At 72.9% G+C, this 26,887-nt stretch carries 27 protein-coding genes; 8 read left to right on the top strand and 19 right to left on the bottom strand.

The features are described from left to right. From AB0I21_RS49910 to AB0I21_RS49925, 4 genes are read right to left on the bottom strand one after another with little or no spacing between them, the layout of a single operon-like run. Positions 1–801 carry a pseudouridine synthase gene (locus AB0I21_RS49910; RefSeq protein WP_360571912.1) on the bottom strand — a complete coding sequence of 267 codons (801 nt, stop codon included), beginning with the start codon at positions 799–801 and terminating at the stop codon, positions 1–3. Continuing rightward, on the bottom strand, positions 788–1,936 hold the full coding sequence (gene scpB / locus AB0I21_RS49915; protein WP_360571914.1) for an SMC-Scp complex subunit ScpB: 1,149 nt from the start codon (positions 1,934–1,936) through the stop codon (positions 788–790). The genes AB0I21_RS49910 and scpB overlap by 14 nt, the downstream gene beginning before the upstream one ends. Further along, positions 1,933–2,952, bottom strand: a complete 1,020-nt coding sequence (locus AB0I21_RS49920) for a ScpA family protein (RefSeq protein WP_360571952.1) — start codon at positions 2,950–2,952, stop codon at positions 1,933–1,935. The genes scpB and AB0I21_RS49920 overlap by 4 nt, the downstream gene beginning before the upstream one ends. 52 nt (positions 2,953–3,004) lie before the next feature. Beyond that, complete coding sequence (locus AB0I21_RS49925; RefSeq protein WP_203853951.1) at positions 3,005–3,940, bottom strand: ParA family protein; 936 nt, start codon at positions 3,938–3,940, stop codon at positions 3,005–3,007. Between the two features lie 169 nt (positions 3,941–4,109). Between AB0I21_RS49925 and AB0I21_RS49930 the strand changes: the two genes are divergently transcribed. The 3 genes from AB0I21_RS49930 to AB0I21_RS49940 all read left to right on the top strand — a co-directional run bounded on the left by AB0I21_RS49930 (position 4,110) and on the right by AB0I21_RS49940 (position 7,285). After that, positions 4,110–5,399 (top strand): protein kinase, encoded by a 1,290-nt coding sequence (locus tag AB0I21_RS49930; protein ID WP_360571916.1) that lies wholly within the window; start codon positions 4,110–4,112, stop codon positions 5,397–5,399. A 103-nt stretch (positions 5,400–5,502) separates the two neighbouring features. Next, entirely contained in the window at positions 5,503–6,156 is a 654-nt protein-coding gene (locus tag AB0I21_RS49935; RefSeq protein WP_360571918.1) for a SigE family RNA polymerase sigma factor, read from the top strand. Beyond that, positions 6,086–7,285, top strand: coding sequence for a hypothetical protein (locus AB0I21_RS49940; RefSeq protein ID WP_360571920.1), 1,200 nt, complete (start codon positions 6,086–6,088; stop codon positions 7,283–7,285). Before AB0I21_RS49935 ends, AB0I21_RS49940 begins: the two co-directional genes overlap by 71 nt. Before the next feature lie 965 nt (positions 7,286–8,250). On the opposite strand, the gene AB0I21_RS49945 is transcribed toward AB0I21_RS49940, so the two are convergent. Further along, positions 8,251–8,496 carry a hypothetical protein gene (locus AB0I21_RS49945; RefSeq protein ID WP_360571922.1) on the bottom strand — a complete coding sequence of 82 codons (246 nt, stop codon included), beginning with the start codon at positions 8,494–8,496 and terminating at the stop codon, positions 8,251–8,253. A gap of 224 nt (positions 8,497–8,720) precedes the next feature. Beyond that, a complete protein-coding gene (locus tag AB0I21_RS49950) occupies positions 8,721–9,302 on the bottom strand; it encodes a TetR family transcriptional regulator (protein ID WP_354903968.1) in 582 nt (193 codons plus the stop codon). Between the two features lie 60 nt (positions 9,303–9,362). Here AB0I21_RS49950 and AB0I21_RS49955 point away from each other — a divergent pair, with 60 nt between their 5' ends. Then, positions 9,363–10,610, top strand: a complete 1,248-nt coding sequence (locus AB0I21_RS49955; RefSeq protein ID WP_360571924.1) for an NAD(P)/FAD-dependent oxidoreductase — start codon at positions 9,363–9,365, stop codon at positions 10,608–10,610. On the opposite strand, the gene AB0I21_RS49960 is transcribed toward AB0I21_RS49955, so the two are convergent. Next, positions 10,580–11,521: a site-specific tyrosine recombinase XerD gene (locus AB0I21_RS49960; RefSeq protein ID WP_360571953.1), complete on the bottom strand. Its 942-nt coding sequence runs from the start codon at positions 11,519–11,521 to the stop codon at positions 10,580–10,582. The genes AB0I21_RS49955 and AB0I21_RS49960 overlap by 31 nt on opposite strands. 234 nt (positions 11,522–11,755) lie before the next feature. Further along, entirely contained in the window at positions 11,756–12,871 is a 1,116-nt protein-coding gene (ald, locus tag AB0I21_RS49965; protein ID WP_360571926.1) for an alanine dehydrogenase, read from the bottom strand. 188 nt (positions 12,872–13,059) lie between these two features. On the opposite strand from ald, the gene AB0I21_RS49970 reads away from it, so the two are divergent. After that, entirely contained in the window at positions 13,060–13,797 is a 738-nt protein-coding gene (locus AB0I21_RS49970; protein ID WP_360571928.1) for an RICIN domain-containing protein, read from the top strand. 5 nt (positions 13,798–13,802) lie between these two features. Here AB0I21_RS49970 and AB0I21_RS49975 read toward each other — a convergent pair whose 3' ends face one another. Genes AB0I21_RS49975 through arfB form a run of 3 tightly spaced genes read right to left on the bottom strand, consistent with a single transcriptional unit; the run spans position 13,803 to position 15,605 of the window. After that, positions 13,803–14,438, bottom strand: a complete 636-nt coding sequence (locus AB0I21_RS49975) for an epimerase (protein WP_360571930.1) — start codon at positions 14,436–14,438, stop codon at positions 13,803–13,805. 16 nt (positions 14,439–14,454) lie between these two features. Continuing rightward, entirely contained in the window at positions 14,455–15,168 is a 714-nt protein-coding gene (locus AB0I21_RS49980) for a hypothetical protein (protein WP_360571932.1), read from the bottom strand. An 11-nt stretch (positions 15,169–15,179) separates the two neighbouring features. Continuing rightward, positions 15,180–15,605, bottom strand: coding sequence for an alternative ribosome rescue aminoacyl-tRNA hydrolase ArfB (gene arfB, locus AB0I21_RS49985; protein WP_344513280.1), 426 nt, complete (start codon positions 15,603–15,605; stop codon positions 15,180–15,182). Between the two features lie 119 nt (positions 15,606–15,724). Between arfB and AB0I21_RS49990 the strand changes: the two genes are divergently transcribed. Together AB0I21_RS49990 and AB0I21_RS49995 are read left to right on the top strand one after the other, a co-directional pair. Next, the gene (locus AB0I21_RS49990; RefSeq protein WP_360571934.1) at positions 15,725–16,129 is read left to right on the top strand and encodes an ATP-binding protein; all 405 of its coding nucleotides are present in this window, start codon (positions 15,725–15,727) and stop codon (positions 16,127–16,129) included. A gap of 10 nt (positions 16,130–16,139) precedes the next feature. Then, positions 16,140–16,697 carry a GNAT family N-acetyltransferase gene (locus tag AB0I21_RS49995; RefSeq protein ID WP_360571936.1) on the top strand — a complete coding sequence of 186 codons (558 nt, stop codon included), beginning with the start codon at positions 16,140–16,142 and terminating at the stop codon, positions 16,695–16,697. 38 nt (positions 16,698–16,735) lie between these two features. Here AB0I21_RS49995 and AB0I21_RS50000 read toward each other — a convergent pair whose 3' ends face one another. Together AB0I21_RS50000 and AB0I21_RS50005 are read right to left on the bottom strand one after the other, a co-directional pair. Then, complete coding sequence (locus tag AB0I21_RS50000; protein WP_344513285.1) at positions 16,736–17,110, bottom strand: YchJ family metal-binding protein; 375 nt, start codon at positions 17,108–17,110, stop codon at positions 16,736–16,738. A 1-nt stretch (position 17,111) separates the two neighbouring features. Further along, on the bottom strand, positions 17,112–18,035 hold the full coding sequence (locus tag AB0I21_RS50005) for an AraC family transcriptional regulator (RefSeq protein ID WP_360571938.1): 924 nt from the start codon (positions 18,033–18,035) through the stop codon (positions 17,112–17,114). A 76-nt stretch (positions 18,036–18,111) separates the two neighbouring features. Between AB0I21_RS50005 and AB0I21_RS50010 the strand changes: the two genes are divergently transcribed. Then, the gene (locus AB0I21_RS50010) at positions 18,112–18,585 is read left to right on the top strand and encodes an anthrone oxygenase family protein (protein ID WP_360571940.1); all 474 of its coding nucleotides are present in this window, start codon (positions 18,112–18,114) and stop codon (positions 18,583–18,585) included. Positions 18,586–18,659: 74 nt separating this feature from the next. Here AB0I21_RS50010 and AB0I21_RS50015 read toward each other — a convergent pair whose 3' ends face one another. The 6 genes from AB0I21_RS50015 to AB0I21_RS50040 form a co-directional block, all read right to left on the bottom strand. Continuing rightward, positions 18,660–19,244 carry an NUDIX hydrolase gene (locus AB0I21_RS50015; RefSeq protein WP_360571942.1) on the bottom strand — a complete coding sequence of 195 codons (585 nt, stop codon included), beginning with the start codon at positions 19,242–19,244 and terminating at the stop codon, positions 18,660–18,662. An 85-nt stretch (positions 19,245–19,329) separates the two neighbouring features. After that, positions 19,330–21,039, bottom strand: coding sequence for a CTP synthase (locus AB0I21_RS50020; RefSeq protein ID WP_360571944.1), 1,710 nt, complete (start codon positions 21,037–21,039; stop codon positions 19,330–19,332). Positions 21,040–21,107: 68 nt separating this feature from the next. Then, positions 21,108–23,204, bottom strand: coding sequence for a hypothetical protein (locus AB0I21_RS50025; protein ID WP_360571946.1), 2,097 nt, complete (start codon positions 23,202–23,204; stop codon positions 21,108–21,110). Then, positions 23,204–24,289 carry a glycosyltransferase family 4 protein gene (locus AB0I21_RS50030; protein ID WP_360571948.1) on the bottom strand — a complete coding sequence of 362 codons (1,086 nt, stop codon included), beginning with the start codon at positions 24,287–24,289 and terminating at the stop codon, positions 23,204–23,206. Before AB0I21_RS50030 ends, AB0I21_RS50025 begins: the two co-directional genes overlap by 1 nt. 2 nt (positions 24,290–24,291) lie before the next feature. Continuing rightward, a complete protein-coding gene (locus AB0I21_RS50035; protein WP_360571950.1) occupies positions 24,292–25,785 on the bottom strand; it encodes a lipid II flippase MurJ in 1,494 nt (497 codons plus the stop codon). A gap of 83 nt (positions 25,786–25,868) precedes the next feature. Continuing rightward, positions 25,869–26,816, bottom strand: a complete 948-nt coding sequence (locus tag AB0I21_RS50040; RefSeq protein WP_360571955.1) for a hypothetical protein — start codon at positions 26,814–26,816, stop codon at positions 25,869–25,871. Positions 26,817–26,887: the final 71 nt, after the last annotated feature.

Raw genomic sequence — 26,887 nt, forward strand, 5'->3', positions numbered from 1 at the left:
CTACTCGCCGACGGCCTTGAAGAGTGCGCCGATCTCCGCCTGGGACAGGTGTCGCGTCCTGCCCGGGCGGAGATCGCCGAGCCGGATCGGGCCGATCTGGGTGCGGATCAGCCGCTGCACCGGGTAGCCGACCGCGTCGAACATCCGCCGCACGATGTGGTTGCGCCCCTCGTGCAGCACGACCTCGACGAGCGCGACCTTCCCGTACGCGTCGACGACCCTGAACGAGTCGACCTTCGCCGGCCCGTCCTCGAGCTGCACGCCGGCCTTCAGCTCCCGGCCCATCGCCCGCGGCACCGGCCCGGCGATCTCCACCTGGTAGGTCTTCGCCACCTCGTACGAGGGGTGCATCAGCTTGTGGGCAAGGCCGCCGTCGTTCATCAGCAGCAGCAGGCCCTCGCTGTCGAGGTCCAGGCGCCCGACGTGGAAGACGCGGGTCGAGAGGTTGGGCACGTAGTCGGCGAGCGCCTCGCGGCCCTTCTCGTCGTCCATCGTGGACACCACGCCGCGCGGCTTGTTCAGCGCGAGGTACACCAGCCGCGTGTCGGTGATCAGGCGCGAGCCGTCGACGTGGATGGCGTCCCGCGTCGCGTCGGCCTTGTCGCCGAGGGTCGCCTCCTTGCCGTTGACGGTGACGCGGCCCTCGTCGATCATCCGCTCGCAGTTCCGGCGGGACCCGAGGCCGGCCGCGGCCAGGATCTTCTGCAGCCGCTCCTCGTTGCGCGGCAGCTCGGCGTCCGGTGGCGCGTCGAACGCGGAACCCTCGAAGTCGGCTTCTGTGGACTTGTCAGCGCTGGGCATCGGCGATCTCATCAATGTCGTCGGGAAGGAACGGGGCGAGCGGCGGCAGCTGGTCGACGCTGTCCAGGCCGAGTTTCTCCAGGAACAGCGACGTCGTCCGGTACAGGAACGCCCCGCTTTCGGGCTCACTGCCGGTCTCCTCGATCAGACCCCGCGTCACCAGCGTACGGACAACGCCGTCGCAGTTCACACCGCGGATGGCCGAGATACGCGACCTGGTGACAGGCTGCTTGTAGGCGACCACGGCGAGTGTCTCCAGGGCGGCCTGGGTGAGCCGGATCTGCTGCCCGTCGAGCACGAACTTCTCCACGTAGGGCGCGAACTCCGCCCGCGTGTACAACCGCCACCCACCCGCGACGCGCCGCAGGTCGAAGCCGAGGCCGAGCTGGGTGTACTGCCGGGCGATGTCCTCCAGGACCCCACGGATCCGGTCGACGGGCTGGTCGAGCACCTGCGCGAGGGTGATCTCGGTGGCGGGCTCGTCGACGATGAGGAGGATCGCCTCGATCGCGCCGCGCAGCTCGCTCTCCGACATGACCGGCACCGGCTCCGGCTCGGGTTCCGGTTTCGGCTCTGGTACGGCGGCAGCGGGCACCTCGAACAGCGCACCGCTGTCGACCGCCGGCTCGTCGGCTTCCCCGGCGGGCGCGTCCTCGGCTGCGGCCTCGACCACCTCCTCGGCGGCGGCCTCCTCGACGACCGCGACCTCCGGCTCAGCGACAGGCGCTTCCTCGGTGGCGGCCTCCTCGACGACCCCGGCCTCCGGCTCGGCGACGGGCGCTTCCTCGGCAGCCGACTCCGCGACGACAGACTCGATCACGTCCTCGGGAGCAGCCTCCTCGACGACCGCGACCTCAGGCTCGGCGACAGGCGCTTCCTCCGCGGGCGGCTCTTCGACGACCTCGGGCTCTGGCTCGGGCTCGGTGGCGGCCTCCGCGACCGACGCTTCGCCGGACACCGCGTCCCCGGCGGCGGGCTCCTCCGCGACCTCTTCAGCGGCGGGTTCCTCGACGGCCTCGACGGCGGCGGGCTCCTCGACGGGCAGCTGCTCGGCGGGGGGCTGGGGGCGAGCCCAGGGCGGGACCCAGTTCGCTGCCTGGTCGGCGAGCGACCTCGACTGGTCGTCCTGACTCACTGGTCCACCTCGCTGTTCACTGCTTCCGCATCATCCGCCACTGGTTCGTCCTCTGCCGGGCCTTCAGCCGGGCCCTCGGCCGGTGGGGTCTCGGGCGGGGCGGGGCTGCCCTCGTACTCCTCGACCTCGATCGTGGCGGCCGCCGCATCGTCCGGGCCCGTCCAGCGGACGAGCAGCTCCCCCAGGGCCTGGACCTGCTCGAAGGAGACGAGGTCCTCGCGGTACAGCTCCAGCAGCGCCAGGAAGCGGGCGACGACCTCCAGGGTCGACTCGCAGTCGATGCACAGCGCGCTGAACGTCGCCTCGCGTTGTGCGATGAGACGGTCGCGGACGATGTTGGCGTGTTCGCGGACGCTGACGCGGACCATGTGGATGTGCGCGATCGAGACGACCGGAGGGCCCGACTTCGGGGTGAACGCCTTCAGCGCCAGCTTCAGCAGCCTCGCCGGGCCGACGCCGAGGACGAGGTCGGGCAGCGCCTCGGCGTACTGCGGCTCCAGGGACACCGAGCGCGGGTAGCGGCGGGACCCGACGGCCTCCAGGCCCGCGATGTGCGCCGCCGCCTCCTTGAACGCCTTGTACTGCAGCAGCCGCGCGAAGAGCAGGTCACGCGCTTCCAGCAGCGCCAGGTCCTCCTCGTTCTCGACGGTGGCCGACGGCAGGAGGCGGGCGGCCTTCAGGTCGAGCAGGGTGGCGGCGACGACCAGGAACTCCGACGCCTCGTCGAGGTCCCAGTCGTCGCCCATGCCGCGGATGTACGCGATGAAGTCGTCGGTGACGGTGTGCAGCGCCACCTCGGTGACGTCGAGCTTGTGCTTGCCGATGAGCTGCAGCAGCAGGTCGAACGGACCGGTGAAGTTCGCCAGGCGCACCTGGAAGCCCGAGGGGGCGGCGTCGGCACCCGGCAGTGCGGGCACATCCGGTACAGGAGCCGCAACGTCCACGACGTCCGCCACGGCGGCATCGGAAAGCGCGTCCACGGTGGAGGGATCCGGCGAGGGGTTCGCGGAGTCCATCGTGGCTGGGTCGGTCACCGGAAGACCGTAGCGCAAAGGGTCGCGAAAACCGCTACAACCGCCGCTCGGCCTGCTGGGCGATGACCTCGCGGGCGAGCTGCCGGTAGTTGCGGGCACCCGAGGACGACGGATCGAGCGTGGTGATGGGCGCGCCGGCGACCGTCGACTCGGGGAACTTGACGGTCTTGGTGATGACCGTCTGGTACACCTTGTCGCCGAACGCCTCCACGACCCGCTGCAGCACCTGGCGGCAGTGGGTGGTGCGGCTGTCGTACATGGTGGCGAGGATGCCTTCGAGCTCCAGGTCGAAGTTGAGCCGCTCGCGGACCTTGTCGATCGTGTCGAGCAGCAGCGCCACACCGCGAAGTGAGAAGAACTCACATTCCAGCGGGATCATGACGCCGTGCGCGACGGTCAGCGCGTTGATCGCGAGCAGGCCCAGCGACGGCTGGCAGTCGATCAGGATGTAGTCGTACTCCTTCAGGACCGGACGCAGCACCCGGGCCAGGGCCATCTCGCGGGCGACCTCGGTGACCAGCTGGATCTCGGCCGCCGACAGGTCGATGTTGGCCGGCAGCAGGTGCAGGCCGGCGATGTCGGTCTTGATCCGGATGTCCTCGACGGTCACGTCGGAGTCCATCAGGATGTTGTAGATCGTCAGGTCGAGGTTGTGCGGGTTGACGCCGAGGCCGACCGACAGGGCACCCTGCGGGTCGAAGTCGACGAGCAGGACCCGCCGCCCGTACTCGGCGAGCGCCGCGCCCAGGTTGATGGTCGACGTGGTCTTGCCCACGCCGCCCTTCTGGTTGGCCATCGCGATGATCCGCGCCGGGCCGTGCCGATCCATCGGCATCGGCTCGGGGATCGGCTTGCGCATCGTGTACGCCGTCGGATCCGCCGGCCCGAGCTCGGCGCCGAGGTCAAGCGATGCCTGCTCGGCGCGCATCTGCGTCGTCCAAGACTCCGCTTGGTCACCCATGCCTGTCATCGAACCTCTTCGCCCCTCCCGGCGGCTCATCTCCACCCGGGGCCGATTCGTCGTCGGCGATCTGGGGAAGCGGGACGGCCGTTGCCCGACTCTACGTCACTGCAGGGTACATACCCCACTCCGCGCGCCCGGCGTGTCGCGACCGGCTTCGTTGGGTACGGTCATCGACGTGTTGGGACCAGGAGACGTGCTCGGCGACAGGTACCGCCTCGATGAGTTCGTCGCCAGCGGCGGCATGGGGCAGGTGTTCCGCGCGACCGACAAGACGCTGAACCGGACGGTCGCCGTAAAGGTGCTGCTGCCGGGCCTGACCAGGGACGCCGAGTTCGGCGTCCGGTTCCGGGCCGAGGCGCGGATCATGGCCTCCGTCGGACACAAGGGCGTGGTCGGCGTCTATGACTACGGCGAGACACCCGAAGGCACCATGTTCCTCGTCATGGCGTTCGTCGAGGGCCGCCCCCTCGGCGAGCGGATCACCCGCGAGGGTGCACTCCCGGCCGACGAGACCATGGCGATCGTGGCGCAGGCGGCCGACGCGCTGCACGCCGCGCACAGCAACGGCATCATCCACCGCGACGTGAAGCCCAACAATCTCCTGGTCGGCCACAACGGGGCGGTGACGCTCGTCGATTTCGGTGTGGCCCGCTCGGCAGACGTGACATCCGTCACCAAGGTGAACGCGGTGATCGGCACGGCGCTGTACATGTCGCCCGAACAGGCATCCGGGAAGCCGATCTCCCCCGCAACGGACATCTACGCGCTGGGCGCGGTCGCGTACCACTGCCTGACGGGCGCGCCGCCGTTCACCGGCAACTCGCCGCTCGAGATCGCGATCAAGCACCTGCAGGACGATCCGGCGCCGCTGCCGGAGACCGTGCCGGCCGGCGTCCGGGCCGTGGTCGAGCGCGCCATGGCGAAGGACCCCGAGGACCGCTTCCCGACCGCGGCCGCCTTCGCCGCCGCCGCCCGCGACGCGCAGGTGGCGACCCTTCAGGATCAAGATCTGGCGTTCGTGCCGGCGGCGGCCACGCGACGGTCGGCGACGGTGGCCGCGAACGGCCGGCCGGGATCGTCCGGCGCGAGGCCGGACCGGCCCGCCTGGATCCCGGTCGCCATCGGCCTGGCGCTGCTCGTCATGGCCGGCGGCGTGGTCCTCGCCGCGATCGCGCTCAGCCGGGGCGACAAGAAGGGCGACGCCCCCAGCGGCGTGCCCGGCATGTCGCAGTCCCCCGTGGTCGCCACGTCGGGTCCGGCACCCGCTGGGGGCGGCGCCACCCGCACCTCGGCGGCTCCACCCACCAGCGCACCGGCGTCCGCCTCGCCGACCCCCGCCACCAGCAGCGCCGCTCCCCCGCCGGCGACGAGCGAGCCCCCGCCGCCGCCCGCCACGACGACGCAGCCCCAGCCGACGACCGGCGGCACGACACCTCCTGTCGACGGCTCGGTCCCGCCCGCGTAGCCGGTCGGCCAGATCTGGGGTCGGCCGGGATTTTCTGTCGTACCTTCGTGCAACCCTTCGTGGCGGGGCTTCGTCTACCCCGCGACGAAGGGAGCCCGAACGGGTGAACGAAGACGACGAAGCGCAGTTCCGGGAGTTCGTCGCCGCACGGTTCGACGGCCTGCGTTCGCTCGCCTACCTGACGTGCGGGGACTGGCACACGGCGGAGGACGCCGTCGCCTCGTCCCTGGCGAAGCTCTACGTGCACTGGCACCGCGTCGACACGCCCCTCGCCTATGTGCGCAGGGCGGTTGTGCACGCCCTGGTGGACGAGAGCCGCCGGCCGTGGCGGCGCAGGGAGCGCTCGGTGGGCTACAGCCTGCCCGAGCTGCCCGGCCCCGACCACGCCGAGCAGGTCGACGAGCGGATCCGGATCCGCGCCGCACTCGCCCGGATGGCCCCCGGCCAGCGCGCCGTGCTGGTCCTGCGGTACTACGAGGGGCTGAGCGTTGAGGAGACCGCCGAGGTGCTCGGCCGCCAGCCGGGGACCGTCAAGAGCCAGACCGCCCGCGGGCTCACCGCCCTCCGTGCCCTGCTCGACGCGGAGCCTCGTGACGACCCCGGTGCCCGGCCCCCCGGCGCGCGAGCGTCCGCTCCCCCACCGCAGGCGACACCCACTCACGAGATGGAGAACAGGAGGGAAGAGCATGGAGCACGACCTGCCCAGTCTGCTGGCAGCGGCCAGGGACGACGCGCCGCCACCGCGACTCAGCATTGACGACATCACCACCGCCGGCCGCCGGCTCGCCCGGCGTCGCCGCCGCCGCACCCTCCTCGCCTCCGTCGCCGGCGGCCTGGCCGCGGTGATCACCGGCGCCACCGCCGCGATCGCGCTCTTCAACCCGCCGGTCACCGCGCCCACCGCGGACCCCAACGGCACGCCCGGGCTGGTCGTCGACGCCACCCCGTCCTCCGCCCGCCCGGCCGGCTTCGCGTCCGCCGGCCCGTTCCAGACCAACTACAGCGGCTACACCTCAGGGCGGTATGCCGTCAGCGACCCCTACCTGGTCACCGCCCACTACCAGCTGTCCACGATCGACCTCAACGCCGCCCCGTCCGCCGCCCCGTCCGTCTCGCCCTCCCCGACCGTCAACGCCAAACCGGCCCGCACCACGTCGCCGGGCAGCATCGTGCCCCGCGAGGGCCGCCTCGTCGTCTTCGACACCGGCGCCTTCGAGCCCCGCGAGTTCAACGGCGGCACCAAGCTCAGCATCGGCGGCCGGCAGGCCCTGCTGATGCACGCCGGCGGGTCGGTCTCACCGACCGTCGCCGACAAGTACGGCTGCTGCACCGACCCGGTCATCCCGGCCATGGCCTGGCAGTACATGCCGGGCAGCTGGGCGGCCGTCTACTGGTCCCGGGCCGAGACCATGCCCACCCGCGACGAGCTGGTCGCCCTCGCCGAGGCCCTGCCCGCCGCCGTCCCGGCCCCCTTCCCCGTCGGCATCCAGGTCCGCGACCTGCCGAAGGGGTACCGCCTCATCGCCGCCGGCACCCGCACGTCCTCCTACGACAACACCAGCCTGTCGGTGGTCCGCCTGGGCCTGAAACCCATGGCGCCCCCGCTCACCGGCGCCACCGACCTCGACGCGTACTCGTCGCTCATCCTCACCCTCGGCATCGCCGACCACGTGACCGGCGAGGCGATCAACAAGACCACCTGCCCGCCCGCCACCAACCGCTGCGCCATCCTCATCGAGGACGGCCAGTTCTTCCTGCAGGCGGAGACCCTGGGCGACCGCGCGATGAGCACCAGCGAGCTGTCGCAGATCCTGAAGACGATGACCGCCGAGGACCCGTTCGACCCCACCTCCTGGCCCGCCGCCACCGCCGCGTACACCTCCTGACCCGTCGCCGCCCGCGATCCGGTGGACGCTCCCGCCCCACCGGATCACAGCCCGCACCCGGCCACCCAGCCAGATCAACACCGCGCGATCTTCACGGCTCCTTGCGCCCGGGGTGCATTCGGGCCTCTCGCCAACCAACCCGCATATCGGGCATTGACCAACGTCTCATCCACACGCTCCGACCCCTCCATCCGCACGAAGCCGCGGACCCGAGCCGACCCGGCCGTCGCTTTTCGGCATGCCGCGCCCCTCTCGACAGACACCCACCGACCACCGGACCGCAACGACCGACAACCCACCCCGCGGCGCCCGCTCCCACACACCCACCGCAGAGCCGGCCCAGCACGGCGGAACACCTGACCCCCGCGCCCCGCAACACTTCGCGCCCATGACGTGATCAAAGGACAGCCCCGGCCACCATCACGACCACAGCCGTCCTCCGATCATCACGCCGCCGACCCACCCGATAGACGGCGCGCGATCCACCCTGCCTCAGAAGATCGCGTGCGGTGGCTCGCGCACCGCCCGATACACAAAGCCACGAACCCTGGCATCGACCAATGCTTACGGCAGCCCGGGAACGCACCGTCCCGGACAGGGCGCGAACACACCGCCGCCCCAGCCAGAACCGGACGCACCGCGCCCGACACGGCGGCAAACTCGGTCCACTCGGCCACGCGCCCCGCAACGCTTCTCGCCCACGACATGATCGAAGGACAGCCCTGGCCGCGATCACAACCACAGCCATCCTTCGATCATCGCGCCGCCGACCCGCCCGATAGACGGTGCGCGATCCACCCCCTGTTCCAGATCAACTTGGGGGGTGGATCGCGCAAGGTTTATGGGACGAAAGCCGCGAACGCGGGCATTGATCAATGTCTAAGGCGGGCAGGGAGCATGTCGCCCGCCCTGGGCAGGCAGGGAAACGCACGCTGCCTGCCCGGGGCCGACGCCAACAGCGTGGGTTACTTGTGGCGGTTGTACATGCGGGGGGACTTCGACTTGGCGCCCTTGCCGCCGGAGCTCTTGCCGCCGCCGTGCTGCTGGACGCCGGGCGGGAGGGAGCGGTTGGCCTGGGCGCGGCGGATCGCTTCGAGCGGGTTGCGCGGAGGCGCTTCCTCGGACTCGGCGGCGGCAGCGGTGGTGGCAGCAGTGGTGGCAGCGGTGGTCGTGGTGTTGTCGGGCTGGTTGTCTGCGGTACCGGCAGGCATGGCGTCTCCTTCGCGGATGACTGACGCGGAAGTACCTTCCGCGGGAAGGTGAACGGGGACGTGGACAGGCGTCAGCCGCGCAGCAGACGAAGCGGGAGCCGAGCGAAACCCCACCACAACAGCAGGGGTCGTGCGAGAACCCACAACGGGGGCCGCCAAAGCAGACCAGTCACAACGGGTCGCGGCGGCACGCGCGGCGTCAGTGGGCTCAGAAACGCATGCGCCTACGGTAACACGGCTCCAAGCTCCCCGGTGAGGTACCGCTGCACGGTCGCACCCACCTGGACCACCAGTGAAGAGGGGGTGGCGGCGACGACGGGCGGCAGGCGCAGGATCTGCCGGCAGAAGGCGAGGCCCAGCATCTGGGTGGCGACCAGGCCGGCCCGGACCGTGGCCTCGGCGGGGTCGGGGCAGACGGCGAGCGCCACCGGAGCGACCTGCGAGGCGAAGATGTCCCGCAGCCGCGAGGCGGCCGCCTCGTCGGTGGCGGCGGAGCGCAGCAGGGTCAGCAGCGCGTCGTCGGACGGGTCGCCCTCCCAGCGCTTGATGAAGTGCGCGACGAGCGTCTCGCCGAGCCGGTCGCGCGGGATGCCGGCCACGTCGGGCAGCCGCAGGTGCACGTCGACGGCGGCGGCGAAGAGCTGGGCCTTGTTGCCGTAGTAGCGCATGACCATCGAGGGGTCGATGGCGGCGTCGGCGGCGATCGCCCGGATGGTGGCCCGCTGGTAGCCGTCGGCGGCGAACCGTTCCCTGGCCGCGCGGAGGATCGCCGCGCGGGTGGCGTCGGATCTGCGCTCGGGCTGCATGCCCACAACCGTAGGCCAACAAGCGTTGACAGGAAAGTCAACACGTGTTGGCATTGGCTGGTGTACGACGTCATCGTGGTCGGCGCGAGGCCGGCCGGAGCGGCGACCGCCATGCTGCTGGCCCGGCGCGGGCTCAGGGTGCTCGCGGTCGACCGGGCCAGGTTCCCCAGCGACACGCTGTCGACGCACCAGATCCAGCCGTCCGGGACCGAACGGCTGCGGCGCTGGGGGTTGCTCGACCGGCTGCTCGCCGCCGGTACACCGGCGACCGAACGCGTGCGGTTCGACCTCGGCGGCACCGTCCTGCAGGGCAGGTTCCCGGAGGGCGTCCTGTACAGCCCGCGGCGCACCGTCCTCGACGCGATCCTGGTCGGCGCGGCCAGGGAGGCGGGGGCCGAGGTGCGGGAGGGGTTCCACGTCGCCGGCTTGGTCTGGGACGACAGAGGCGTCGCGGGCATCCGGGGACGCGACGGCACCGAGCTCCGCGCGCCGGTCGTCGTCGGCGCCGACGGCAAGCACTCGCTCGTCGCGAAGGAGGTCGCCGCGCCGGTACAGCGCAACGTGGCCCCCAGGACGGTCGCCAGCTACGCCTACTGGGAAGGCGTCGAGCCCTGGAAGGGCAGCGAGCCCTGGAAGGGCAGCGAGCCCTGGAAGGGCAGCGAGCCCTGGAAGGGCGGCGAGCACCGGGCGGGCGGCGAGCAGCGACACGGCGAGCTCTACCACCGCCCCGGCCGGGCGGTCGCCGCGTTCCCGACCAACGACGGCCTCACCATGGTGTACGCCGCCGCGCCGATCGACAAGTTCAGCACCTGGCGCACCGACGTCGAGGGGCACCTCCTGGCGACGCTGGACCGCTGCGGCGACCTGGGCGAGCGGGTCCGGGCCGGCCGGCGGGTCGAACGCCTGCGGACCACCGTCGACCTGCCCAACGTGGTGCGCCGGGCACAGGGCCCCGGCTGGTTCCTCGCCGGCGACGCGGGGCTCGTCATGGACCCGGTGACCGCGCAGGGCATCGGCAACGCCCTCGCCGACGCGGAGCTGCTCGCCGAGACGATCGCCGAGGGCCGGACGGACTACCAGCGCCGGCGCGACGCGGCGCGGCTGCCGATCTTCGGCCTGACCACGGGGCTGGCCGCGCTGCGGCCCGCGAAGGGTCTCAACGCGGTGCTGCTCAAGGCCATCGCGCGGCGGGAGGCGAGCACGGAGCAGTTCCTCGGGGTGTTCGCGGGCACCGTGCCGGTGAGGACGTTCCGCCGGAGCATCCCGCGGATGCTGGTTCAGCGCGCCCGGGGGTGGGCGGTCGCGTAGACCTCGCGGAGCTTGTCGACGGTGACCAGCGTGTACACCTGCGTCGTGGTCACCGAGGCGTGCCCGAGCAGCTCCTGCACCACGCGGATGTCGGCGCCGCCGTCGAGCAGGTGCGTGGCGAACGAGTGGCGCAGCGTGTGCGGCGACACCCCGTGCGGCCCGTCGACCGGCAGCCCCGCCCGGACGGCGGCCTTGCGCAGGATCGTCCACGCGCTCTGCCGCGACAGGGCGCCGCCGCGGGCGTTGAGGAAGACGGTGGGCGTGCCGGTGCCGTTGGCGACGAGCGACGGCCGGGCGCGGACCAGAAACACATCCATGGCGGTCCGCGCGTAGCTGCCCATCGGCACGAGGCGGGTCTTGCCGCCCTTGCCGCGCAGCGTGACGAGGCCGTGGGCGCCGGTCAGGTCGAGGTCGTCGACGGCGATGCCGACGGCCTCGGAGATGCGGGCGCCGGTGCCGTACAGGAACTCCAGCAGCGCCTGGTCGCGCAGCCCGAGCGGCCCGGCGTCGGCAGCGGTGGCGAGCAGCCGCGACACCTGGTCGACGTCCAGGGCCTTCGGCAGCCGCTTCGGCAGCGACGGCGGCTTCACGTCCCGCGACGGGTCGGTCGGTGCGAGCCCCTCCAGCAGCAGGAACCGGTGCAGCCCCCGCACCGCGCTCGCGGCCCGCGCCGCCGACGACGCCGACAGCGGCGGGTGCTCGCCGCCTTCCTGGAGGTCGCCGGTCCGTAGCGCCGCGACGTGCCCGGCGATGTCCCGCGCCCCGACGTCGGCGAGGTCGCCGATCCCGCACGCGGCGAGCCAGTCCACGTACCGGTCGAGGTCGCGCCGGTACGACGCCAGGGTGTTCTCCGCGAGCGCCCGCTCGACCGTGAGGTGGTCCAGGTACACGTCGACGGCCTTGCGCAGCACGGACGCGTCAGCGGGCGCGGGCCCGCCGACGGGAGCAGCGGACGCATCGGCGGACGGGAGCCCGCCGACGGAAGCAGCGGACGCATCGGCGGACGGGAGCCCGCCGACGGAAGCAGCGGACGCGTCGGCGGACGCGGGCCCGCCGACGACCGAAGCAGCGGACGCGGGCACGCCGGCGGCCGCCGCGACCGGAGCGTGGGTCGCGGCGGCGTCCGCCGGCTCGAGCGTCACCGTCTAGGCCAGCACTTCCGCCAGCGCGAGGTGGTCCATCCCGTGCGCGTCGGCGACCGGGCCGTAGGTCACGTGGCCGTCGTGCGTGTTCAGCCCGAGCGCCAGGGCCGGGTCGCGACGCAGCGCGTCCCGCCAGCCCCGGTTCGCCAGCTCCAGCGCGTACGGCAGGGTCACGTTCGTCAGCGCGTACGTGCTGGTGTGCGGCACCGCGCCGGGCATGTTCGCGACGCAGTAGAAGATCGAGTCGTGGACCCGGTAGGTCGGCTCGGCGTGCGTGGTCGGGCGGGAGTCCTCGAAACAGCCGCCCTGGTCGATCGAGATGTCGACGAGGACGCTGCCGGGCTTCATCCGCTTCACGAGGTCGTTGGTGATGAGCTTCGGGGCCTTCGCGCCCGGCACGAGGACCGCGCCGATGACGAGGTCCGCGTCGAGGACGGCCCGCTCGATCTCGTAGCTGTTGGACGCGACGGTCTGCAGGTGTCCCTGGTAGATCGCGTCGGCGCCGCGCAGCCGCGAGATGTTCTTGTCCAGCAGCAGGACCTCGGCCTGCATGCCGAGCGCGATCGCGGCCGCGTTGAGGCCGGAGACGCCCGCGCCGATGACGACGACCTTCGCCGCGTACACGCCGGACACCCCGCCGAGCAGCACGCCGCGCCCGCCGCCGGCGCGCATCAGGTGGTACGCCCCGACCTGGGGCGCCAGCCGCCCGGCGACCTCCGACATGGGGGCGAGCAGCGGCAGCGAACGGTCGGTGAGCTCGACGGTCTCATACGCGATGCCGGTGACCTTCCGGTCGACCAGCGCGTCGGTGCACGCCTTGGAGGCGGCCAGGTGCAGGTAGGTGAAGAGGACCTGCCCCTCGCGCATGCGGTGGTACTCCTCGGCGATCGGCTCCTTGACCTTCAGGACGAGGTCGCCGGCGGCCCAGGTGTCGTCCGCGGTCGGCAGGATCTGCGCGCCCGCCTCGCGGAACTCCTGGTCGGTGATCGAGGAGCCGTCGCCGGCACCGGCCTCGATGAAGACCTCGTGCCCGTTCGCGGCGAGCTCGTGGACTCCTGCCGGGGTGATCGCCACCCGGTACTCGTGGTTCTTGACCTCGCGTGGGACTGCGACCTTCACGTCTCGTGACCCCTCTCCACCAGCGACGACGGTGACGCTGCGTGTACCAGCGGCAGTCTATGGCGCGCTGACCGTCCGCGAAGGCAGCACAGTGTGAACTCCTCCGCGAACGGATTGACACACTGTCGCCTTCTCCGGTACTGCCGCCGCCGAAACGCACCCAGGAGGCTGATCTATGCTGTGCGGCCATGACCGTCTACGGCGGGCCCCGCCCGACCTCGCCCGCGGCGCCCGGTGGCCCTGAGGGCCGCAGTGGCTCTGGCGGGCCGCCGCGTGTCAAGCCGGACCCGCTGCTCTTCGGCGCGTTCGGCTTCCTGGTCGTGGCCGTCATCGTCGGGCTGGTCCTCGCGTTCCAGGGCGGTGGTGGCGGCGGCGGTGAGCCGAGCGCCGCCGAGCGGGCCAGCGGCGCGCCCGCCGAGCAGGTCCCGTCGCAGGCCGCGCCGACCTCCGCGCCGCCCCCGCCGCCGTCGAGCGCCGCCCCGTCGCCGACCCCGCCGCAGGCGCTGATCCCGGCGAAGCCGACCCTGCTGCGCGCGTCGCACTCCAGCCTGTGCATGCAGGCCCAGGAGGGCAACGGCGGCGTCGCCACCCAGATGCCCTGCGACAACAACCCGACGCAGGTCTGGATGCCGCAGTCGGTCGCCGGCACGCGGGACGTGTTCGCGTTCGTCAACACGAAGGACAACCGCTGCCTCGACGTCAACGGCGGCTCCAAGGACAACGGCGCGCAGATCCTGCAGTGGGACTGCCACGGCGGCCCCAACCAGCAGTGGCGCCTGCAGCGCGACGGCGACGGCTTCCGGTTCGTCAGCATGAACAGCAACCGCTGCATCGGCGTCGACTCCGGCAGCCCCGCCCCGGGCGCCGCCGTCCGCCAGTGGGACTGCGACAACTCCCCCAACCAGCGCTGGCAGCTGCCGACCTGACGCCGTCACAGCGCCGCGATGTCGCGGGACTCCAGGATCTGCTTGGGCGCGCCGGACCGGGCGACGTGCAGCATCGCCCGGCCGATCTGCTGGGTGCTGGTGGCGATGCCCGGGGCGAAGCGGACCAGGGCCGCGCTCAGCGGGGTCAGGACCGTGTAGATCACGCGGAACAGGCGGACCTTGGACACCGCGCCGTGCATCGGCCGGATGAACCCGGGCCGGAACATGTAGGCCCGCAGGTCCATGGCGAGCAGCGCCTGCTCGGCGGTGCCCTTCACCTGCGCCCACTTCGCGCGGCGGTCGCCGCCCGTGCCTGCGCCGGACACGTAGACGAACGTGGAGCCCGGTGACACCGCCCTGGCGGCGGCGAGCGTGTAGTCGACGGTGATCCGCCAGTACACCTCCTCGGACATGCCGACGGAGGAGACGCCGAGGCAGAAGAAGCAGGCGTCGTAGCCGGCGAGGGGGACGCCGGTGAAGTCGGTGAAGTCGGTGTGCAGGGTCTCCCGCAGCTTCGGGTGGCGCCGGCCGGTCAGGGTGCGGCCGACGACCAGGACCTCGGTGACGTCGTCGGCGAGGAGGCACTCGCGGAGCACGCCCTTGCCGACCATGCCGGTGGCGCCGAAGACGATGACCCTCATGCCGACATCATCCCCCTCATGCCCGCAGGACGGACAGCGTGGCGCCTTTCAGCGTGGTGTACAGGTCGGAGTCGGTGAAATCCGGGCCGGTCTCCTCGCCGATGTAGACGTCGACGTGCTTCGAGCCGCCCATGCCGGGTGTGAACTCGTCGACGATCGTCCACGTCGGCGACTTGAGCCTCGCGCACACGTCGGCGGTGACCTCGGCGTCGCCGCAGCGCAGCACGCTGAAGCGGGCGCCGGCGCGCAGCACGTCACCGTCGGCGGCCGCCGACACCCACGGGACGAGCGGGCGGCCGGCGGTGTCCCGCGGGGCGGTGTCCATCCAGTACCCGGTGTCGTAGGACCAGTTGAGGTACCGCCCGTCGGCGGTGCGGCCGGTCCCCTCGTCCTTGACGGCCTTCACGAACGACGCCGGGAACGTGCCCAGGTCCCGCTGGTCGTGCCCCTTCCGGCAGTCGATCGTGGGGCAGCCGGTGACCCGCTGCGACGCGCCGCCGTGCAGGGTCGCGACGGCCGTGTAGTACACGGTGACCTCCCAGCCCGCCGAGGTCACCGGGCTCGCGCCAGGAGCAGGAGTCGGCAGCGCCGACATGTCGGAGATTCCGGGTAGCGCGCCGGTCTGCGGCGGGTGTCCGGGCGTCTCGGAGACGGATGCCACAGGGGCGTCGCCGGACGAGCACGCCGCCAGCGCCAGCACACACAGCAACAGCGCGTTGACCCGGACCACATCCTGATCTTCTAATCCTGAGGGCGGCGCCGCTCCTGTTTCCGCAGCGAGGTGAAGCGCTTGTCGGTCAGCCGCCGCTCGATCGCGCCCTTCGAGGGCTTTGTCCGCTTACGCGGCCGAGGCGGGGGCGCGATGGCCTGCGCGATCACCGTCACCAGGCGCTCCTCGGCCGCGCGCCGGTTCTGCAGCTGCGAACGGTGCTCCGAGGCGACGATCGACAGCACCCCGTCGACGAGCCGGCCGGCGAGCCGCAGCAGGGCGCGCTCCTTCAGCGGCTCGGGCAGCGCCTGGGTCCCGGCCAGGTCGAACCTGAGCTCGACCCGGGAGTCGGTGGTGTTCACCGACTGCCCGCCCGGCCCTCCGGAGCGGCTGAACCGCCACGCCAGCTCGGCGCGCGGCAGTGCAATGTCGTCGGTGACCCGCAAGTCGTCGTCCACGCCGTCAAGAATGCGGGTTCCGGACTGCATCTTGCACTCCAGGGTGACTTCGGCGGTTGTTTAGGATCGGCTCGGGGTACTCTCGGCTCGCAGCGGGGACGCAGCGGAAAGGTGACACTGTGGCTGATGCCGTCGAGACGGCGCTGCTGGTCGAGGAGTTCGACGCTGAACAGATCACCCCGGTGCGGCACGCCGTGAGCCGGTCGGCCGCCGCCGTCGGCCTGCTCGGGCAGCGCCTGGAGGACTTCGTCCTGGCCGTCAACGAGATCGTCACCAATGCCGTGCGCCATGCCGGCGGGCGCGGCGCGGTGCGGCTGTGGACGCTCGACGGCATCCTGCTGTGCGAGGTCGCCGACAAGGGCTCCGGCATCCCCGCGGAGCGGCTGGACGGTCAGACGCTCCCGCCGAGCAACGCGGTCAGCGGCCGCGGCCTGTGGCTGGCCAGGCATCTCGTCGACGAGGTCACGGTCCTGTCGACGCCGGCGGGCACAATTGTCACGCTTCGCAGCGCTCTGGCGGGTTAGCATCCTGATCGTGCTCCGCCCCTCCTACCCCATCCGGACCGAACGGCTGACCCTGCGCCCGTTCGCCGAACGTGACTTCGCCGACCTGCACGCCCTCACCGGCGACCCGGAGGTCGTGCGGTACCTGTACTGGGACGTCCACGACGAGGAGATGACCCGGGCCTCGCTGAAGAACCGGATGGCCCAGGACGCGCTCACCGAGGAGGGCCAGTGGCTGGTCCTCGCGATGGACCTCGACGGGCGCGTGATCGGCCAGGTGGTGCTCAAGTGGGAGAGCGCGCTGAGCCGCCAGGGCGAGCTCGGCTTCGTGCTGCACCCCGACTTCCAGGGCCGCGGCTACGCCCGCGAGGCGTCCGAGGCGATGCTGCGGCTCGGCTTCGAGGAGCTCGGCCTGCACCGCATCTGCGGCAAGTGCGACACCCGCAACCTGCCGTCGTGGCAGCTGCTCTCGCGGCTCGGGATGCGCCGCGAGGCGCACTTCGTCGAGGACGAGCTGTTCAAGGGCGAGTTCGGCGACCAGTACGTCTACGCCATGCTCGACCGCGAGTGGCGGGCCCGCCGGACCTGAGCGTCAGACCTCGTCGGCGGGCGCGCCGGACCTGAGCGTCAGACCTCGTCGACGTAGACCCACGTCCCGTCGGCGGTCTTCACGAACCGGCTGGTGTCGTGCATCACGCCGGGCTTGCCGTCGGCCTCGTACCGCGCCTTGAACTCGACCGTGCCCTCGGTGTCGAAGAGCCCGCCGCCGGTGCGGTTCAGGATGTACAGGCCCTTCCAGTGCTGCCCGTCCTCGACCGTCAGCAGCCGCGGCCGGGTCTTCTCGTGCCAGGTGCGCAGCAGGAAGTCGCGGTCGCCGACGACATACGCGCTGTACCGGGCGCGCATGAGCAGCTCGGCGCTCGGCGGCGCGTCGGTGCCCCGGTGGAAGCGGCCGCAGCAGTCGTCGTAAGGCTCGCCGAGCCCACACGGACAGAGTGACATGTCAAGATTGTCCACGATGCTGCTGCGGGCTCACGCCGCGGACACGCTTGAACGCGGCGCTCAACGCGAAAGCACCCCCGTAGCCCACCCTCCTCGCCACGGCGCCGAGGGTCGCGCCGGGCTCCAGGAGCAGGTCGGCGGCGAGCGCCAGGCGCCACCCGGTCAGGTACGCCATCGGCGGCTCCCCCACGACCTCCGTGAACCGCCGCGCGAGCAGCGCCCGCGACACGCCCACCTTCTCCGCGAGGACCGCGACGGTCCACGGGTGCGCCGGGTTGTGGTGCAGCAGCGTCAGGGCTGGCCCGACGACCGGGTCGGCCTGCGCCCGGTACCACCCCGGCGCGCCCTCTCCGGCCCGGTCCAGCCAGCCGCGCAGCGCCGAGATGAGCATCAGGTCCAGCAGCCGGTCCAGGACCGCCTCCTGCCCGGCCCGGTCCTTGGCGATCTCCTGCGCCAGCAGCTGGACCAGCGGCCCCTCCTCGCTCACCACGATGGCGTCCGGCAGGGCGCCGAGCAGCCGCCGGCCGACCTCGCCGGCCAGCTCGTAGGCGCCGGTGATGACGAGTGTCGGGCCGTCGGCGTCGGTACCCCAGGTGCGCACCCCCAGGTGCATGACGTCGGCGAGGTCCCGGCCGTCGGGGGTGGTGCACCGCTGCCCCGGGTGGATGACGATCTGCGGGTCGGTGCCGGGCGGGTCGGCGACGGTGTAGTGCCCCGGCCCGCGGATGACCATCACGTCCCCCGGCCCGATCGTCCGCGTCGTGCCGTCGTCGGGGATGTACGTGGCCTCGCCGCGCACCATCGCGACCAACGCGAGGGGCGCCTCGTCCCGGACCCGCAGCGACCACGGCGGCGTCAGGACCGACCGCAGCAGGAACGCCCCGCGGGCCCTCGGCCCGTCGAGCAGTGCCGTCAACGCGTCCACACCGTAGACGATGACACATGCATCGGCGATGCTCGGCCATGGCGCGTCTGCGGGTGGACCGGATTGACTGATCCGCATGGAACAGTTGCGCAGCGTCGTCCTCGCCACCGCCACCCTGCTCGTCGGCCTGTCCGCGGGCGTCTTCTTCGCCTACTCCACGTCGGTCATGCCCGCCCTCGGCCGCGTCGAGGACCGCACGTTCGTCGAGGTCATGCAGAAGATCAACACCGCGATCCTCAACGGCTGGTTCCTGACCGCCTACGTCGGTGCCCTGCTCGCCGCGATCGCCGCCGTGCTGCTCCACCTCGGCGGCCCGCACCGCCCGATGCTGCCCTGGCTGATCGCGGCCACGCTGCTGTACGCCGTGGTCTTCATCGTCACGGCGGCGGTCAACGTGCCGCTCAACGACCAGCTGGACGCGGCCGGCCTGACCGACCCCACCTCGGCCCGGGCCGCCTTCGAGGCCTCGTGGAACCGCTGGAACACGGTCCGCACGGTCTCCTCGGCCGGCGCCCTGCTGACCCTGGCGATCGCCCTCCTGAAGCACTGACCGCCCGTTCCCATGATCCGGAAGAGTTGTGGTCGCCAGGGCGACAAGATCTCTTCCGGATCATGAGAACCAGGTCAGGTGGCGGTCGCGGCCGGGCGCAGCGGCTTCCAGCCGCGGTCGCGGGCGTGGGCGGCGCCGAGGATGCCCACCATGCAGGCGGCGTTGGTGACCTCGCCGCTCAGGGCCATCCCGACCGCCGTGTCGAGGTCGACCCAGTGCAGCTCCAGCTCCGCCTCCTCGTGGGTGCGGGCGTGCCGGTCGGCCTCCGGTACCGGCGAGATGTCCCGGGCGAGGAAGAGCCGGATCTTCTCGTTGGAGCAGCCGGGTGACGGGTGCACCTCGGCGAGGAGGTCCCACGTCGCGGCGGCGAGGTCGACCTCCTCGGCGAGCTCCCGGGCGGCCGCGTCGACGAGGGGCTCGCCCTCCACGTCGACGAGGCCCGCGGGCAGCTCCCACAGGACCTGCCGGACCGCCGGCCGGTACTGGCGGACCAGCGCCACCCGCCCGTCCGTGTCCACGGCGACGACCCCGACGGCGCCGACGTGCACCATGTAGTCGCGCAGCGCGGTCCCGCCGCCGGGCATGACGACGTCGTCGGTGAAGATCGCGAAGACCTTGTTGCGCAGCCGCTCCGTGTGCGACAGCACCTCATAGGTCATGCCGTCACCTCCGCTGCGCTCCGGCGCCGGCCTGACCAGAGGGCTGCGCTCATGGTTCGCAGCCCTCCGCTGCGCTCCAGGCCGCTCACGCGTCCACTGTCTCGAGCTCGACGGGGAGGCGGTCGGCGGCGTTGTAGGCGACCGCCGCGCCGACGAACGCGGCGAACAGCGGGTGCGCGCGGGTCGGGCGGCTCTTGAGCTCCGGGTGGGCCTGGGTGGCGACGAAGAACGGGTGCCGCTCCCGGTCCAGCTCGACGAACTCGACCAGCCGGCCGTCCGGCGACGTGCCGGAGATGCGCAGACCGGCGGAGGTCATGGCGTCGCGGTAGGCGTTGTTCACCTCGTACCGGTGGCGGTGCCGCTCCGACACCTCGGGGGCGCCGTACGCGTCGGCGGTGAGCGTGCCGGGGGCGAGGACCGCCGGGTAGGCGCCGAGGCGCATCGTGCCGCCCAGGTCGCCCTTGCCGGCGACGATGTCCGTCTGGTCCGCCATGGTGGAGATGACCGGGTCGGTGGCGTCGCCGTCGAACTCGACGGAGTTGGCGCCGGCGATGCCGCCGACGTTGCGCAGGACCTCGATCGTCATGCACTGCAGGCCGAGGCACAGGCCGAGGGTCGGGATGCCGTGCTCGCGGGTGTACTGCGCGGCGCCGATCTTGCCCTCGATGCCGCGGACGCCGAAGCCGCCGGGGATGACGACGCCGTCGACGCCGGCGAGGGCCTGGGCGGCACCGGCCGGGGTGGTGCAGGTGTCGCTGGGCACCCAGCGGATCTCGACCCGGGCGCGGTGCGCGAAGCCGGCGGCGCGGACGGCCTCGGTGACCGACAGGTACGCGTCGGGCAGGTCGACGTACTTGCCGACGATCGCGACGGTGACGGTCTGCCGCGGGTGGTGAACGCGCTCGAGGAGGTCGTCCCACTTCTTCCACGCCACGTCGCGGAAGGACAGGCCGAGGCGGCGCACGACGTACGCGTCGAGGCCCTCCTCGTGCAGGACCCGGGGGATGTCGTAGATGCTCGGCGCGTCGGGCGCGGACACGACCGCCTCGGCGTCGACGTCGCAGTACAGGGCTAGCTTGTTCTTCGTCTTCTCCGGGATCTGCCGGTCGGAGCGGCAGACGAGCGCGTCGGGCTGGATGCCGATGCTGCGCAGCGCGGCGACGGAGTGCTGGGTCGGCTTGGTCTTCAGCTCGCCGCTCGGCGCGAGGTACGGCACCAGCGACACGTGCAGGAAGAAGCAGTTGTCCCGGCCGATGTCGTGGCGGACCTGGCGGATCGCCTCGAGGAACGGCAGCGACTCGATGTCGCCGACGGTGCCGCCGACCTCGGTGATGACGACGTCGGGGGCGACGCCGTCGGCGTCGGGCGCCGACATCGCCCGGATGCGGGCCTTGATCTCGTTGGTGACGTGCGGGATGACCTGGACGGTGTCGCCGAGGTACTCGCCGCGCCGCTCCTTGGCGATGACCGCCGAGTAGATCTGGCCGGTCGTGACGTTGGCGTTGCGGGACAGGTCCTGGTCCAGGAACCGCTCGTAGTGACCGATGTCGAGGTCGGTCTCGGCGCCGTCCTCGGTGACGAACACCTCACCGTGCTGGAACGGGTTCATGGTGCCGGGGTCGACGTTGAGGTAGGGGTCCAGCTTCTGCATGACGACCCGCAGACCGCGGGCGCTGAGGAGACTGCCGAGGCTGGAGCCGGTCAGACCCTTGCCGAGTGAGGAGGCGACGCCCCCGGTGACGAAGATGTGCTTAGCCTGCCGGCTCGCACCGGTCCGTGTCGAAGAGCGATCCACGGGAGTTCAGCCTAACAGCAGGTGAACGGGGCCGCTTCGGACACACCGGGCCGCCCAGCCTGCGGGAATCACCGGGTGCGGTCGTCGGCGTGGTCGAGGACGCGCAGGCACGCGAGGACGGTCAATGGCGCGGCGGTGGCGAGGGCCGCCCCGAGGACGTTGAGCGACACCCCTTCGATGACCCCGGCGAGCAGGCTGGCCAGCACCAACCCGGCCAGAGCGCCCCGGACCGGCGGGAACACGCCGAGCAGCCGGCGGAACCCGCCCCAGTCGCGCAGCAGCACGAACGTCACGTAGAGAACGGTGCCGATGACGAGGATGGTGAGCGGGCTGGTGACGGTTGTCACCACGTTGGCCTCGGCGATGCGCCGGGCGATGTAACCGACGGTGCCGTCCTGGGTGCGCAGGAGGAGCCGCCCGACGCTGCTGCGCTGCGCCTCGGGGCGGAAGAGGTCGAGGACGCCGATGCCGGCGGTGACGGTGAGCGCGGCGACGGCCGCCCAGACCAGGCGGGTCATCGTGAGCCAGCCGCCGACGGCGAGGGCGGCGGCCGCGCACACCCCGGCGGTCAGCGCGACCGCTCCCGAGGCGTCGGCGCCGAGGTACGGGCTGCCGATGACGACGAGCCCGGCCCCGCCGACGACGGCCATGACGAACGGGCGCCACCGCCGCTCGAAGCGCTGCGCGAGGCTGGCGCCGCCGAGCAGCACGCCGGTGACGAGCAGCCCGAGGCCGATGACGCCGACGCCCGCGTAGCGCCCGCCGGCCGCGGCGGAGTAGCCGGCGACGCCGTTGAGCTGCAGCCGCGCCCCGGTGAGCACGTCGAGGGCGACGGCGAGCGCGCCGACGGCGGCGACCCCGCCGAGCGGGGCGTTGGCGCGGCTGCGCGAGGAGGTGAGCGCGATGACGGCGGTGGCGACGGCGAGCGCGGCGAGGGTGACGCCGCCGAACCCGAGGCCGGGCGACGACCACCGCCACCAGGGCAGCAGGTCGGCGACGAGCGCGGCGGGGACGGCGAGCGACGCGGCGATGAGCAGCACCTCGGCGGCGCGCACGACGACCCGCGGGGCGGGTGGGTGGGCGACCGGCCCGGCCGGCCGGCGGGCCCACCGCAGCAGCGGCACGACGAGCAGGAACAGGGCCAGCTCGGCGATGACGAGGAGCAGGAAGAAGTTGGATCCGACCCGCTGCTGGACGCTGGCTTCGCGGTCGGCGTCGGCGAGGCGTTCGACGGCCTGCTCGACGGACGCGGGCCGGCCGTCGCTCCTGGTGGCGGCGCCGCCGGCGAAGAGCTTGCCGGGGATCGGCCGGTCCAGCGCCGAGAGGGCGGTCGGGGCGAGGTCGACGACCTGCACGTACCCGGGCCGGGACGTGGACGGCGAGGTGAGCCAGCCGCCGGTGTAGCCGGGGCCCTGCGCGATCGCGACGTGCAGGCGGCTGCTGGCGTCGAGGTCGGAGAGGCCGGCGAGCACGACGACGGCACGGTCGGGGCGGTTGGCGATGACGGCGGCGAGCCCGGCGTCGGCGCGGCGGGCGTCGGAGGCGCGGGAGGCGGCGTCGGTGCCGGCGATCTGGCCGAGGTCGACGATGGACAGCGCGCACGCGGACAGGAGGTTCTCGTCGACGGCGTCGGCGTAGCGGTCGACCCGCCCGTACGGCCTGGCGGCGGCGACGGCGGCACCCGGGCCGACGGCTGTGGTGCAGCGGACGCCTTCGGCGAGCGCGCCCGGCTGGGCACCCCAGTGCAGGGCGCGGTTCTTGGCGACGACCCCGCCGAGGTCGGGCAGCGACGCGCCGGTCCTGGTCTGGTCGGCGGAGATCGACACCTGCAGCGGCGGGCACGTGGACGTGATGGGGCCGGTGGTGAACGTGGCGTAGTTGCCGGCGCCGAGGGTGAGCCAGCCGTCGCCGGCGCAGGTGACCCGCCGCGCTGAGCGCACGGACAGCGCGCCGATGGCGCCGTTCTCGGCCAGCTGCCACATGGTGGGGGTGTCGGTCGGGTTGACGTCGTCCCAGCGCAGCCCGGCGACCCCGACGATGATCACGTAGTCGGCGGACGGCGGGACGGCTTCGGCGGCCGGCCGCGGGATGAGGGCGAGCAGCGCGACGAACCCGACGAGCAGGGACAGCAGCGCCGGGGTGAAACGGTGCAGCCGGTGCCGCATCAACGGTCCCCGCCGGCGCGTACCTGTGCGTACACCGCCTCGACCTGGTCCAGGGTGTCGCGCTCGGTCGGCCAGGTGGCGGCGCGGGCCTGGCCGCGCTTGCCGAGCGCCGCCAGCTCCTGCGGGTCGGCGAGCAGCGCCTCGGCGGCGGCGGTGAAGCCTTCGACGTCGTGCGGCTCGACCAGCCGGGCGCCGTCGCCGACGACCTCCGGGATGCCGCCGACGGAGGTCGCGAGCAGCGGTACACCGGCGGCGAGCGTCTCCTGGACGAACAGCGGCTGCCCCTCCCACACGCTGGTGACCACGACCAGGTCGGCCGCGGCGAGCAGGTCCGGGACGTCCTCGCGGTAGCCGAGCAGGTGCACGGGCGCGTGCTCGGCGGAGATCCGCTGTGCGAGGGTCATGTAGGACGGGCCGCTGCCGGCGATCGCCACGTACGGCTGCGGCTCCGACCAGCGCGCGGCGACCAGGTTCTCGAACCCCTTCTGCGGGTGCAGGCGGCCGACGGCGAGGACGAGCGGCCGGCCCTCCTCGACGCCGAGCTCCTCGCGGACCTCGTCGCGGGTGCGCGCGGGCGGCGGCAGGACGGGCGCGGGCACGAGCGCGAGCCGGACGTCGCGGCCGCCGAGCTCCCGGATCCGCTCGACGAGGTCGGTGGAGACGCCGAGGGCGACGTCGGCGCTGCGGGCGACCCGCCGCTCGAGGGGGCCGTAGAGCCTCGCCCGGAGGCCGCGGGCGAGGACGAGGTTGTGCCAGGTGACGACGAGCGGGGTGCCGGCCGGCCTGGCGAGCGCGGCGACGAACCCGGCGCGCAGCCCGTGCGCGTGGATGACGTCGACGTTCTTCAGCGACCGGCGCAGCGCCCGGACGGCGAGGACGTCGCCCGGCTGGGGGCTGGCGGGGATCTCGACGGGCACGAACCGCGCGCCGCGCCGGGCGAACCCGAACTGCTCGTCGGTGGCGGCCGGGCCGTGCACGCTGACGTCGGCGCCGCGCCCGGCGAGCCCGTCGACGAGCATGCCGACGTGCCGCCCGACGCCACCGGTGCTCGACGCCAGGACCAACGCGATGCGGGCGGCTCCCACCCTCAGCCCCTTCTGTGTCTGAGTCGCTGCAGGGTCCGCCGGTCCATGACCGCCACCCCGGCGAGGAACACCACCGCCACCGCGACTCCGCACAGCATGCCCTGTGCGACGGCGGCGGGCACACCTGGGGTCTCGCCACCCCAGACGGCATCTCTGAGTATCAATGCCACGGTCGTGGCGGCGGCCGCCGACGTGGCGGCGGCGGCGGTGGTGCGGCCGGCACCCGTGACCGCTTCGGCGCCGGCCCGGGCGCGGACGGCCAGCCAGAGCGCGGCCGCGAGCACGAGCATGCCGATCGAGTTGGCCGCCGCGAGGGCGGCGACGCGCCGGTCGAGCGGCAGCGCCACCGCGAGCGGCACGGCGGTGGCGGCGACGACGGCCCAGCCGACGCCGGTCGCCCAGGCGGCGGGGTACGCGTTCCCGCCCGCGTACAGGGCCCTTGACAGCAGCGCGAACAGCCCGTAGCCGACCAGCCCGGGGGCGAACCAGGTGATGCCGCCGGCGAGCTGGCCGATGTCCGGCGGCTTCGACGACAGCTCGGCGAGCACGACCGCGACCGGCTCGGCGAGCACGACCAGCGCGGCCGCGCCGAGGAACGTGACGACGACCACGGTCCGCAGGGCCGGCGCGAGCGCCTCCGCGAACCCGCGCCGGTCCTTCGCCTCGCCGGCCTCCGCCAGCCCCGGGTACGCGGTCGTCGCCACCGGCACGGCGAGCACCGCCCACGGCAGCAGGTAGATCGTCTGGGCGAGGCTGTAGACGACGACGGCGCCCTTGCCGGCGTAGCCGCTGAGCGCGATCGCGAGGCCGAGCACCAGTTGCTGGCTGCCGACGGTGACGATCCCGGCGACGACCAGCGGCTTCAGGGTGCGCACCTCGCCGACGTCGAACCGCAGCGTCGGGCGGAGCCTCAGGTCGAGCCGGCGCAGCGGGACGAGCAGGCTGAGCGTCAGGACCGCGACCGCGAGGGTGGTGCCGCCGGACAGCAGCCACAGGTCTGCGGTGTCCACCTGGCCGAGGTCCGCGCCGCGCCCGGCGAGCCGCCCGAACGTCACGTATACCGTCATCACCGTCACGCTGGACAGCAGCGGCGCGATGACCGGCCACGCGAACCGCCGGTAGGTCTGCAGGGTGCCCGTCAGCACGATGCCGATCCCGTACAGCGGCAGCTGCGGCGCGAACACCCGCAGCATGTCCGTCCCGGCGTCGACGGCCCCGGCCGGCTGCCCGGGCATCAGCAGCCCGACGAGCGGCCGGGCGAGGAGCGCGACGAGGACCGACATCGGCACGAGCAGCAGCAGCACCCAGCCGAGCAACGCCGACACCGTCCGGGCCACGGCCTGCCGGTCCTGGCGGGCCACCGACCCCGCGAGCAGCGGCACCACGAGACTGGCGAGGGCACCGCCGGCGACGAGCTCGAAGATGATGTTCGGGATGGTGTTCGCCGCGGTGTACGCGTTGCCGAGGTACGTCGGCCCGACGGACCAGTTGAACACCAGAATGCGCGCAAATCCGGCAATCCGGCTCAGCATGGTGAGGCCCGCGACCAACGCCGCGGCTCCGACCAGCCGCTTCCCCGTCACCCGTCGCGACGCGGTCTCGGCGAAGGCTTCGGCTTCTGCTGCTGCTTCTCCGGTACGGCCATCCGGGCCGCTTCCTCGGCCCTGTCGTCCACCTCGGGCTCTTCGACGTCGGGCGCGGCGGGTCGGGTGGCCATGGCGGGCGGGACGGTGGGCTTCAGCCGCCCGAGGTGGTCGAGCGCGCGCAGCGCCGGGGTCCTCTCGATGACCTGCGTGAAGCTGACCTTCTCGCTCGCCGCCGTCAGCGCGACCAGCCCCGCGAGCGCGGCGAGCCGGCCGAACGTGCCGGTGCGGGCCACGTACGCGGTGCCGAGCACGGCGCCGAGCGCGTTGGCCCCGGCGTCGCCGAGCATGATCTCCTCGCCGAGGTCGTCGGCGATCAGCGCCCCGGCGGCCCCGAGCGCCCCGGCCGCGACGCCGCCGCCCTTGCCGGCCGCGAGCGGCGCGCCGACCAGCAGGCCGGCCTTGATCGCCCGCCCGGGGCGCAGGTCGAGCAGGTTGAACAGGTTCGCCGTGCCGGCGATGACGCCCGCGCCGAGCAGCACGTCGACGGCCCGCCGCCGGGGCAGCAGCGCCGCCGCCACCAGTCCCGCCGCGCCGACCCCGGCGATCTTCACGAGGCCGCTGGTCACCCGGCCTTCCTTCAGCGCCCCGAGGTGGCCCCGGAACCCCTTGGCCGAATGCTCGGGCCGCCCGCCGACGAGGTCGTCGTAGAGCCCGACCGCGCCCGCACCGAGCCCGGCGACCGCCGCGGCGCCCATCACGGCCGGTCCGCGCCCGGTCAGGGACGCTCCGGCGCCCCGGCGCTGCCGAGGGGGTGTCGCACTGCGCCCGGCGGACCGCACATCGGCCTCCCGGCCGCGCTCCGCGGCGCCGCTTCCGGCCCCACGGCCAGTGTCGCGGTCGGTCGCACGTCTTGTGTCGCTTCCGGCACCGCGGCCGGTCACGTGCCCACCGGCGCCGCGCCCAGCGGCGCTTCCGGTGTCGCCGCCTCCGGCTCCGTGGCGGGCGGTGCGTG

Source organism: Dactylosporangium sp. NPDC050588, from assembly GCF_040654975.1.
Classification (GTDB): Bacteria; Actinomycetota; Actinomycetes; order Mycobacteriales; family Micromonosporaceae; genus Dactylosporangium; species Dactylosporangium maewongense.

Excerpts from the sequence above, each read along its gene's own strand:
- AB0I21_RS49910 (WP_360571912.1), bottom strand. The coding sequence starts at position 801 with ATGCCCAGCGCTGACAAGTCCACAGAAGCCGACTTCGAGGGTTCCGCG.
- AB0I21_RS49920 (WP_360571952.1), bottom strand. The coding sequence starts at position 2,952 with ATGGACTCCGCGAACCCCTCGCCGGATCCCTCCACCGTGGACGCGCTT.
- AB0I21_RS49925 (WP_203853951.1), bottom strand. The coding sequence starts at position 3,940 with ATGACAGGCATGGGTGACCAAGCGGAGTCTTGGACGACGCAGATGCGC.
- AB0I21_RS49940 (WP_360571920.1), top strand. The coding sequence starts at position 6,086 with ATGGAGCACGACCTGCCCAGTCTGCTGGCAGCGGCCAGGGACGACGCG.
- AB0I21_RS49945 (WP_360571922.1), bottom strand. The coding sequence starts at position 8,496 with ATGCCTGCCGGTACCGCAGACAACCAGCCCGACAACACCACGACCACC.
- AB0I21_RS49950 (WP_354903968.1), bottom strand. The coding sequence starts at position 9,302 with ATGCAGCCCGAGCGCAGATCCGACGCCACCCGCGCGGCGATCCTCCGC.
- AB0I21_RS49970 (WP_360571928.1), top strand. The coding sequence starts at position 13,060 with ATGACCGTCTACGGCGGGCCCCGCCCGACCTCGCCCGCGGCGCCCGGT.
- AB0I21_RS49975 (WP_360571930.1), bottom strand. The coding sequence starts at position 14,438 with ATGAGGGTCATCGTCTTCGGCGCCACCGGCATGGTCGGCAAGGGCGTG.
- AB0I21_RS50000 (WP_344513285.1), bottom strand. The coding sequence starts at position 17,110 with ATGTCACTCTGTCCGTGTGGGCTCGGCGAGCCTTACGACGACTGCTGC.
- AB0I21_RS50010 (WP_360571940.1), top strand. The coding sequence starts at position 18,112 with ATGGAACAGTTGCGCAGCGTCGTCCTCGCCACCGCCACCCTGCTCGTC.
- AB0I21_RS50015 (WP_360571942.1), bottom strand. The coding sequence starts at position 19,244 with ATGACCTATGAGGTGCTGTCGCACACGGAGCGGCTGCGCAACAAGGTC.
- AB0I21_RS50025 (WP_360571946.1), bottom strand. The coding sequence starts at position 23,204 with ATGCGGCACCGGCTGCACCGTTTCACCCCGGCGCTGCTGTCCCTGCTC.